The 7,235-nt window shown below is 67.7% G+C and carries 8 protein-coding genes and 2 pseudogenes; 6 read left to right on the top strand and 4 right to left on the bottom strand.

What is annotated here, in order from left to right; all coding sequences use genetic code 11:
* Window positions 1–127, bottom strand: a pseudogene (locus tag G3I77_RS40220) (integrase core domain-containing protein); the annotation flags it as partial.
* On the opposite strand from G3I77_RS40220, the pseudogene G3I77_RS40215 reads away from it, so the two are divergent.
* Window positions 122–502, top strand: a pseudogene (locus G3I77_RS40215) (GNAT family N-acetyltransferase); the annotation flags it as partial. The pseudogenes G3I77_RS40220 and G3I77_RS40215 sit on opposite strands and share 6 nt — an antisense overlap.
* A 113-nt stretch (window positions 503–615) precedes the next feature.
* Window positions 616–1,131 carry a GNAT family N-acetyltransferase gene (locus G3I77_RS40210; RefSeq protein ID WP_374388685.1) on the top strand — a complete coding sequence of 172 codons (516 nt, stop codon included), beginning with the start codon at window positions 616–618 and terminating at the stop codon, window positions 1,129–1,131.
* Between the two features lie 167 nt (window positions 1,132–1,298).
* Here G3I77_RS40210 and G3I77_RS40205 read toward each other — a convergent pair whose 3' ends face one another.
* The gene (locus G3I77_RS40205; RefSeq protein ID WP_248512376.1) at window positions 1,299–1,892 is read right to left on the bottom strand and encodes a MarR family winged helix-turn-helix transcriptional regulator; all 594 of its coding nucleotides are present in this window, start codon (window positions 1,890–1,892) and stop codon (window positions 1,299–1,301) included.
* A gap of 14 nt (window positions 1,893–1,906) precedes the next feature.
* Here G3I77_RS40205 and G3I77_RS40200 point away from each other — a divergent pair, with 14 nt between their 5' ends.
* Together G3I77_RS40200 and G3I77_RS40195 are read left to right on the top strand one after the other, a co-directional pair.
* Window positions 1,907–2,446, top strand: a complete 540-nt coding sequence (locus tag G3I77_RS40200; protein WP_282574510.1) for a phenolic acid decarboxylase — start codon at window positions 1,907–1,909, stop codon at window positions 2,444–2,446.
* A 251-nt stretch (window positions 2,447–2,697) separates the two neighbouring features.
* Window positions 2,698–3,738: a vWA domain-containing protein gene (locus G3I77_RS40195; RefSeq protein WP_248512369.1), complete on the top strand. Its 1,041-nt coding sequence runs from the start codon at window positions 2,698–2,700 to the stop codon at window positions 3,736–3,738.
* 132 nt (window positions 3,739–3,870) lie between these two features.
* On the opposite strand, the gene G3I77_RS40190 is transcribed toward G3I77_RS40195, so the two are convergent.
* Both G3I77_RS40190 and G3I77_RS40185 read right to left on the bottom strand, forming a co-directional pair.
* The gene (locus G3I77_RS40190) at window positions 3,871–4,929 is read right to left on the bottom strand and encodes an enoyl-CoA hydratase/isomerase family protein (protein ID WP_248512367.1); all 1,059 of its coding nucleotides are present in this window, start codon (window positions 4,927–4,929) and stop codon (window positions 3,871–3,873) included.
* 421 nt (window positions 4,930–5,350) lie between these two features.
* On the bottom strand, window positions 5,351–6,052 hold the full coding sequence (locus G3I77_RS40185) for a 2-phosphosulfolactate phosphatase (RefSeq protein WP_248512379.1): 702 nt from the start codon (window positions 6,050–6,052) through the stop codon (window positions 5,351–5,353).
* A 180-nt stretch (window positions 6,053–6,232) separates the two neighbouring features.
* Between G3I77_RS40185 and G3I77_RS40180 the strand changes: the two genes are divergently transcribed.
* Complete coding sequence (locus G3I77_RS40180; RefSeq protein ID WP_248512366.1) at window positions 6,233–6,655, top strand: DUF350 domain-containing protein; 423 nt, start codon at window positions 6,233–6,235, stop codon at window positions 6,653–6,655.
* A gap of 137 nt (window positions 6,656–6,792) precedes the next feature.
* Window positions 6,793–7,014: a hypothetical protein gene (locus G3I77_RS40175; RefSeq protein ID WP_248512364.1), complete on the top strand. Its 222-nt coding sequence runs from the start codon at window positions 6,793–6,795 to the stop codon at window positions 7,012–7,014.
* Window positions 7,015–7,235 lie beyond the last annotated feature (221 nt).

The following is a 7,235-nucleotide window of genomic DNA, read 5'->3' as shown; positions in this document are numbered from 1 at the left end:
GGCCCCCGAGTGCGGTGTGGCAGCGGTGGTGGTTGTAGCTGTGCAGGAAGTCTGCCAGGGCTGCGGTGCGTTCGGTGTTGCTGGTGTAGGGCCGCAGGTAGGCCCACTCGTCGAGCAGGGTGCGGTTCCTGAGATGCCCGGGCGGCGCCCTGGCCTCTTCGTGATCGATCTCGACGGAGCGATGATCGGCATGGTCACGCTCGATCGGCGTGACGCAGAACGCCCGGCTCACGTCCGTCCGGATGCCGGGGAGGCCGAACTCGGCTATGTGTTCCTGCCGGAGGCGTGGGGATGCGGGTATGCCGCCGAGGCGTGCTCAGCGGCGCTCGGCTGGTTCGCCGACGCGCTTCCCGGCGAGCCGGTGGTGCTCTGCACCCAGACCGCCAACGACCGCGCGATGCGCCTCGCTGCGAAACTGGGGTTCACCGAGGTGGAGCGGTTCGAGGAGTACGGCGCCGAGCAGTGGTTCGGCGTGTGGTCCTCGGTCACACCGTCCGGTTGAGCGGCCGCTTCGTTCTGATCATCGGTAAACGCGCCCCAGCTCGTTGCCCTGGCCCGGGCAGGCGGCCACTTCGCACGCGGCATACTCGTCGAACGCCCCGCCCAGGAGGCAGCGTGATGACCCTCAAGCCCGAAACCATCCATACCGAGCGGCTGGCCCTGCTTCCCCTGCAGATCGAGCACGCCGACGAGATGGCCGCGGTGCTGTCCGATCCCGGCCTGCACATCTTCACCGGCGGCGCCCCGGACACCGCCCGGGCCCTGCGCGCCCGCTACGAACGCTGGGCGGCCGGCTCACCTCGCCCCGCCGAATCCTGGTGCAACTGGGTGATCCAGCTCCGCGACATGGCCTGCTTGACCGGCTATGTCCAGGCGACGATCACCGCCGACGGCCGCAGGGCCGCCGCGGAGATCGCCTGGGTGGTGGGAACCCCCTGGCAGCGGCGCGGTATCGCCGCCGAGGCAGCCCAGGGGCTCGTCGCCTGGCTTCGACAGCACTCGGTGGACACGGTCGTCGCCCACATTCACCCCGACCACAAAGCATCCGCCGCCGTCGCCACTTCAGCCGGCCTCACTCCCACTGACCAGTGGCACGACGGAGAGATCAGATGGCAGCTGCCGACCAGCTGACCACACACATTCGGCTTCTCCATGCAGTGTCTGCTCTGGCCGACCACGCCTGCCCGGCTCAGCAGCGTCGCCCGGGTGCCGAACCTTGATCCTGATGAGGCCTTCGTCGCCACCACGCCTTGCCTCCACAACCTGGTTGCGCGGGTGCCAGGTGACTGCGGTCCAGCTCAGGCGGGTGAGGCGTGGTATCCGCATGCCGGGGTATTCGCTTGCCGCTGGACGGGAAGGGCTGCGACACCTGGGGAGGTCGGAGCGGCCCTTCCCCTTGCGGTGCCCACCGTCGCACCTCTCGTTCCCCGCAGGCAAAACCCGGGGGTCAACCGTGCTGCTTCCAGGGCAGGGATCAACTCGGTGAGCGTCGGCAGCGCCTCCTCGATCGCCTGTCGGCTGTCCGGCGCGAGGGCAGTCAGGGCGGGCCTCAGCGTCTCCGTGCTCACTCGGTCGTACCGGTCGAGCAAGTCGAGAGCACGCGGGGAGGCCACGAGGGTCGTACGCAGGTCCGTCGGTGACGGCTTGCGCTCGACGAGGCCGGATGCGGTCATGGCGCGGACGAGGTTGCTGACCGTCGAGGAGGCTACTCGCAGGCGGGTGGCAACCTCGCGCGGGGCGAGGGTTCCGGCGTCGGACAGGACTCTCAGGAGTTCGATCTGCGCCTCGGGAAGATCCGGCAGATCCTCCGCGCGGCGGGTGCGAAGCAGTACGGCTCGCCGGAGGGGCCCGATGAGGCGGCCGAGGAATGGCGAGACCGCAGTGAGCGACAAGGAGGTACCCCCACATGGTCAGCAGCGGAGCGCACGAGACCACCGTCCGGAACCCCGTACCACCGCAGCAGCTTTCCGGGATCGTCGGCCACCGCTTCATCTACACCTACGCCAACGGCTGGCAGTACGAGATGTACGTGAAGAACCCGACCACCATCGACTACCGGATCCACTCCGGCATGGTGGGCGGCCGTTGGGTCAAGGACCAGCAGGTCGACCTGGTCCAGCTGGACGACGACCACTACAAGGTCTCCTGGAACGAGCCCACCGGTACGTCGGTCTGCGTGAACGTCATGCCCGGCAAGCGCCGCCTGCACGGCGTGATCTTCTTCCCTCACTGGGTGGAGGAGCACGGGGAGCGCACCGTCCTCTATCAGAACGACCACCTCGACGAGATGCGCAGGTACCGCGACGAGGGCCCGACGTACCCGATCTATGTGGTCCCGGAATTCGCCAAGATCACCCTCTTCGAGTTCGTTGGCCCCGACGACGACACCATCATCGCCACGGCCCCGGGCGACCTCCCACAGGGCTGGTCCGACCGCACCAACTGACTGCCCGGCCGACCATCGCACGGCTGTTGGTCGAGGAAGCGGCCGAGCCCACTGCGGGCGGCGGCGAAGTCGACCGAGCCGAGCCGAAGTTCGCATGCGAGCGAGTACCGGCCACGGGAACGGCAGACGCGAGCCCCACGCGGACCGGCCATGCAGAGCGTACGGAGCCTCGCCGGTGCCGGGAGCCGAGATCGATTGTCAGTGGTGGGTGAGAAGGTAGGAACATCAAGCCGGAACGAGGGGGAGCTGTGATGTCCGTGAGCCAGAATTACATCAACCACGTTGCTCTCGTGCTGGATGCCAGCTCGTCGATGTCGCACCTGAGTCGTAAAGTCGTCGAAGTCGCCGACCAGCAGATCGCCTATCTCGCGCGCCGTTCAAGGGAACTGGACCAGGAAACCCGCGTCACGGTGTACGTCTTCGCCGACAAGGTGGAATGCGTCATCTACGACAAGGACGTGCTGCGCATGCCGTCGCTGAAGCAGCTGTACCGGACCGGTGGAATGACGGCCCTTCTGGCAGCCGCACTGAAGTCGCAGCGCGAGCTGGCGCAGACGGCCCAACTGTACGGCGACCACAGTTTCTTGACGTTCGTTCTGACCGACGGGCAGGAGAACGCGAGCCACCGCTGCCAGGATTCCCCCACCAAGGATCCACGTGACCTGGTCCGGGCCGTGGCCCAAATGATCGAGACCCAGCAGGACAACTGGACGCTGGCCGTCCTGGTACCCGACCAGATGGGCAAGCGCGAGGCCATGCAGTGCGGCTTTCCCAAAGACAACATCGCCATATGGGACGCCACCAGCACGCAGGGTCTTGAGGAGGCCGGGCAGGTCATCCAGCAGGCCACCGAGAATTTCATGATGGGCCGCACCCAGGGCATCCGGGGATCACGCGCGGTGTTCTCCACCGGCGCGGAAACGGTCAACGAAGACACCATCAAGGCTGCCGGACTCACCCCGGTCGAGCCATCGAAGTACCAGCTGATCCCCGTGGCTCGCAACGCGGCAATCAAGGAGTGGGTCATCGAATGCGGGCACACCTACCGGACCGGTGGGGCGTTCTACGAGTTGAGCAAGTCTGAGAAGGTCCAGGCGCAAAAGCAGATCGCGGTGCTGGAGAAGAAGACGGACCGCGTGTATACAGGGCCCCAAGCCCGTGCCCTGCTCGGGCTGCCTAACGCGGAAGTCCGCGTCAAGCCGGACCACAACGACCACTTCACCATCTTCGTGCAGAGCACCAGCGTCAATCGGAAACTCGTACCCAACACCCGGCTGCTGCTCATGCTCTGACGTTTCGTGAAGCCGATGGGGCGAGGGCGCCGGGGGCTTCGCCGCCTCCTGCGCCCCACCCCGGCGACACAGATGTCAGGTTCTCCGGCGCTCTGATGCCTGCACTGCTCGAAGCCCGACATCCGCACTGCTTCAGCGCATGACCGGTGGCAGCCCGAGTTCGCCCTCGCCGAGCGGGGTGAAGAAGCGCTCGACATCGGCGTCGGTGACCTCGGCCAGGGTCTTCGGCGACCAGCGCGGCCTGCGGTCCTTGTCGACAACCTGGGCGCGGATTCCCTCCACCAGGTCGGGTGCGTCCAGGGCGGCGCAGGAGACGCGGTACTCCTGGTTCAGGACCGGCTCCAGCCGGCCGAGCCTCCGGGCGCGACGCAGGGAGGCGAGGGTGACCTTGAGGGCGGTCGGCGACTTGGCGAGCAGGGTCTCCGCAGCCTCTTTGGCGGCTGGGTCATCCTGCGCGAGCAGTCGACGCACGATCTCCTCGACGGCGTCGGCGGCGTAGCAGGCGTCGATCCAGTGGCGCTGGGCGGCCAGGACGCCCTGCGGCGGTGTCCGCACCGAGCCGGCCAAGGCCTCCTCCACGGGCAGCTCGGTCAGGGCGTCGAGAAGATCCCGCAGCGAGGCCGCCGGCACGTGGTGGTCGGCGAGCCCGCACAGCAGCGCATCAGCGGCGCCGACCTGAGCACCCGTCAGGGCCAGATGGGTTCCCAACTCCCCGGGCGCCAAGGCGAGCAGGTGGGTGCCGCCCACGTCCGGCACGAAGCCGATGCCGGTCTCCGGCATGGCGACCCGGGACCGCTCGGTGACGACACGGACGCTGCCGTGCGCCGAGACGCCTACACCGCCACCCATCACGATGCCGTCCATCACGGCGACGTACGGCTTGGAGTAGCGGGCGATGCGGGCGTTGAGGCGGTATTCGTCGCGCCAGAACGCGGCGGAGGCGGTGCCGTCGCCGTCGCGGGCGTCATCGTGGATCGCACGGATGTCACCGCCGGCGCACAGGCCCCGCTCCCCCGCGCCGGTGATGACGACGGTCTCGACGGCAGGGTCCCGCTCCCATGCGGTGAGCGCCTCGTCGATGCGGCGGACCATGGTGTGTGTGAGGGCGTTGAGGGCTCGCGGCCGGTTGAGCGTGATGCGGGCGGTGCGCCCGGTGGTGTGGAAGAGGACCGGGTCCTCGGCTCCGCTCATCGGAACGCCTCCCCCAAGCCGTGGGCCACGATGACGCGCACACGCATGTCTTCTCGACTCCTTCCCCTTCAAGCGGACGGCACTTCGTCCGCTGCTGCCGGCGCGAACCATCTCGCCACCGCGGACCCTACGGTGCCTGATGACCTGGCTGGACGACCTGGTGGGGTGGACGGGGGCGCCGCCGACCAATGGCGGACGGACTCGGACCCGAGCGCGAGGCGGGCCTCACTTCCGGTCGGCACCGGCGAAGGAACACGGGCAGGCCTGACGGGCGCTGTGGCCCCCTGCTCTGGAGGTCCTGCTGGCCAGGCGTGCCAAGGTCCTCGCCCTCGAGCCCGCGGACCACTGCCTATGCACCGACCTGTCCCGGGCGCTCTGCCTCGAGGTGGTCGGCACCCCAACAGCAACCGCTCACCAGCGATCAGCCCGACGCCCCGTCGGTCAGCGAAGGCACGGCGCACGGACGGAGGACCATGAGCGAGTCTTCCAGGGCCGCCACCATGGCGAAGGGGAACCGGTCGAGCTCAAGGCAGAGTGCGACGTCATCAGGATGAACTCCTTGACGCACGCCCTCCGCCAGCTCAGCGGCGGCACGCGATGCGCCGGCGCGGCGGAGGAACTCGGCTGCGTCCGTCCCGGCCCCGGCGGTCCTCCGGGCGATGTACTGGGCGCACGCCAGATCTTCGTCGGCCCGCCCGCCCTCGCCGGTGACCACGAACGTGACACGTCCACACGCGCGCGTCCGCAAGAGCCGAGCCGTTGCCTCCGCCACCACGAAACCCGCGCACAGCACCAACGACGCGTCCTTGACCGCAAGGGCGCCGACCGTCCCGGCCGTGGTCTTCTGCACAACGGTCCGTCCGCCGAGGTCAGTGGAGCGCATCATGCCCGGCGAGTTGACCATGTCGAACCCCGGCGCGGGCGGGCCGTCTTTGAGCGCCACCCAATCCGGGTGCCGAGCCTTGAGCGCCAGGGCTTCGTCCAGCGACTCAGCAAGCACGATCTTCTCCGCCCCTTGGCCGAACGCCCAGGCAGCCACCGTGAATGCACGCATGACGTCGACCACGACCGCCACGGACGGGGCTTCGACCAGCTCAGCGATACCGAAAAAGCGAGCATCCATCCGGTCATGATCGCGCATTCTCGACCCGAAGCGCCCTTTGCCGTCCCCACACCACAGGAACTCCGGCCGTGTCCCCACGGAGAGCTGGGCGCCGTTCAGCGAGCGGGACGTGTGCGCTACATTTTGCCTCTCCTTGATCGCGATCACTCATGATCTCTACGCTTCGGAGTTGCCAACCTCATGAGCGACATCGTCAACGGACTCGGGCGGGCCACTGCGTACGGCGGTATGGGGCTGGTCCTGTTGGTCCTCGGCATCGTCCTGGTCGATGTGCTGACGCCTGGAAAGCTGGGCCGCCAGATCTGGGAAGAGCGCAATCGCAACGCCGCCACGGTCCTCAGCTCCGCGCTCCTCGGTATAGGTGGCATCGTGTTCACGTCCATCTGGACGACCTACGAGGACTTCGGCAAGGGACTGCTCTCGACCGCGGCGTTCGGGTTGCTGGGACTGGTGATGATGGCGGTGGCGTTCCTGGTGGTGGACCTGGTCACGCCGGGGCGCCTGGGCGCCACGCTGGTCGAGGCCGAGCCCCACCCCGCGGTCTGGGTGACGGCCTCCTGCAACCTCGCTGTCTCTGCCATCGTCTCGGCATCCATCGCCTGAACGGCTTCCCTCCCCCCTGAGAAATCGCCTGCGTGATCTGCGTGGTTCGGCCCCCACGATCTCTCCCTCCGCCAACTGGATCCACCGGGCGGAGAACGAGCAGTTCGACTGCAGGGGCGGGCAACCTCTGCCTCGAGGTGTGGGATTCAACCGTCGCGAAATGGAAGGTGTTCTTCCTCTACACCTGCGACCGCTGGGACCTGTCCAACTGGCTCGGCACGGGTTACTACCTCAACAAGCAGACCGGCTGGGTCACTTCGTACTTCTACGGCTCCCAAGGGCAGGTCCTGCGCGCCTTCTCCCCGCCGCAGGTGGGGACGCAGGACTGGAATCCGGTGTGGTCGGTCCGTAACTGCTGAGAGCAGCGCCAGGAGCCTCGTACGTAGCAACTCTCGCCGCACAGTGAACGCACAGCCACGTTCCCTCCTCTTGCATGACGGAGCCCCTGAACTGAGTGGACGTTAAGTCCGTTTCTGGTAGCGGCCTCGTCCGGGCTGGGTGAGGAAGCCTTGCCGGAGGAGGCGTCCGAGACGGCTGCGGGTGATGTTGACGGATGCCTCGTCGGTAGGCATGCCGAGGA

The organism is Streptomyces sp. D2-8, assembly GCF_023184515.1.
In the GTDB taxonomy this organism is placed as follows: domain Bacteria; phylum Actinomycetota; class Actinomycetes; order Streptomycetales; family Streptomycetaceae; genus Streptomyces.
The sequence above is the reverse complement of the archived record's forward strand: the minus strand, read 5'-3'. Positions and strand labels throughout refer to the sequence as shown.

What these genes read in the sequence shown, in the direction of transcription:
- G3I77_RS40200 (WP_282574510.1), top strand. Translation starts at nt 1,907, where the DNA reads ATGGTCAGCAGCGGAGCGCACGAGACCACCGTCCGGAACCCCGTACCA.
- G3I77_RS40195 (WP_248512369.1), top strand. Translation starts at nt 2,698, where the DNA reads ATGTCCGTGAGCCAGAATTACATCAACCACGTTGCTCTCGTGCTGGAT.
- G3I77_RS40185 (WP_248512379.1), bottom strand. Translation starts at nt 6,052, where the DNA reads ATGGATGCTCGCTTTTTCGGTATCGCTGAGCTGGTCGAAGCCCCGTCC.
- G3I77_RS40180 (WP_248512366.1), top strand. Translation starts at nt 6,233, where the DNA reads ATGAGCGACATCGTCAACGGACTCGGGCGGGCCACTGCGTACGGCGGT.
- G3I77_RS40190 (WP_248512367.1), bottom strand. Translation starts at nt 4,929, where the DNA reads ATGAGCGGAGCCGAGGACCCGGTCCTCTTCCACACCACCGGGCGCACC.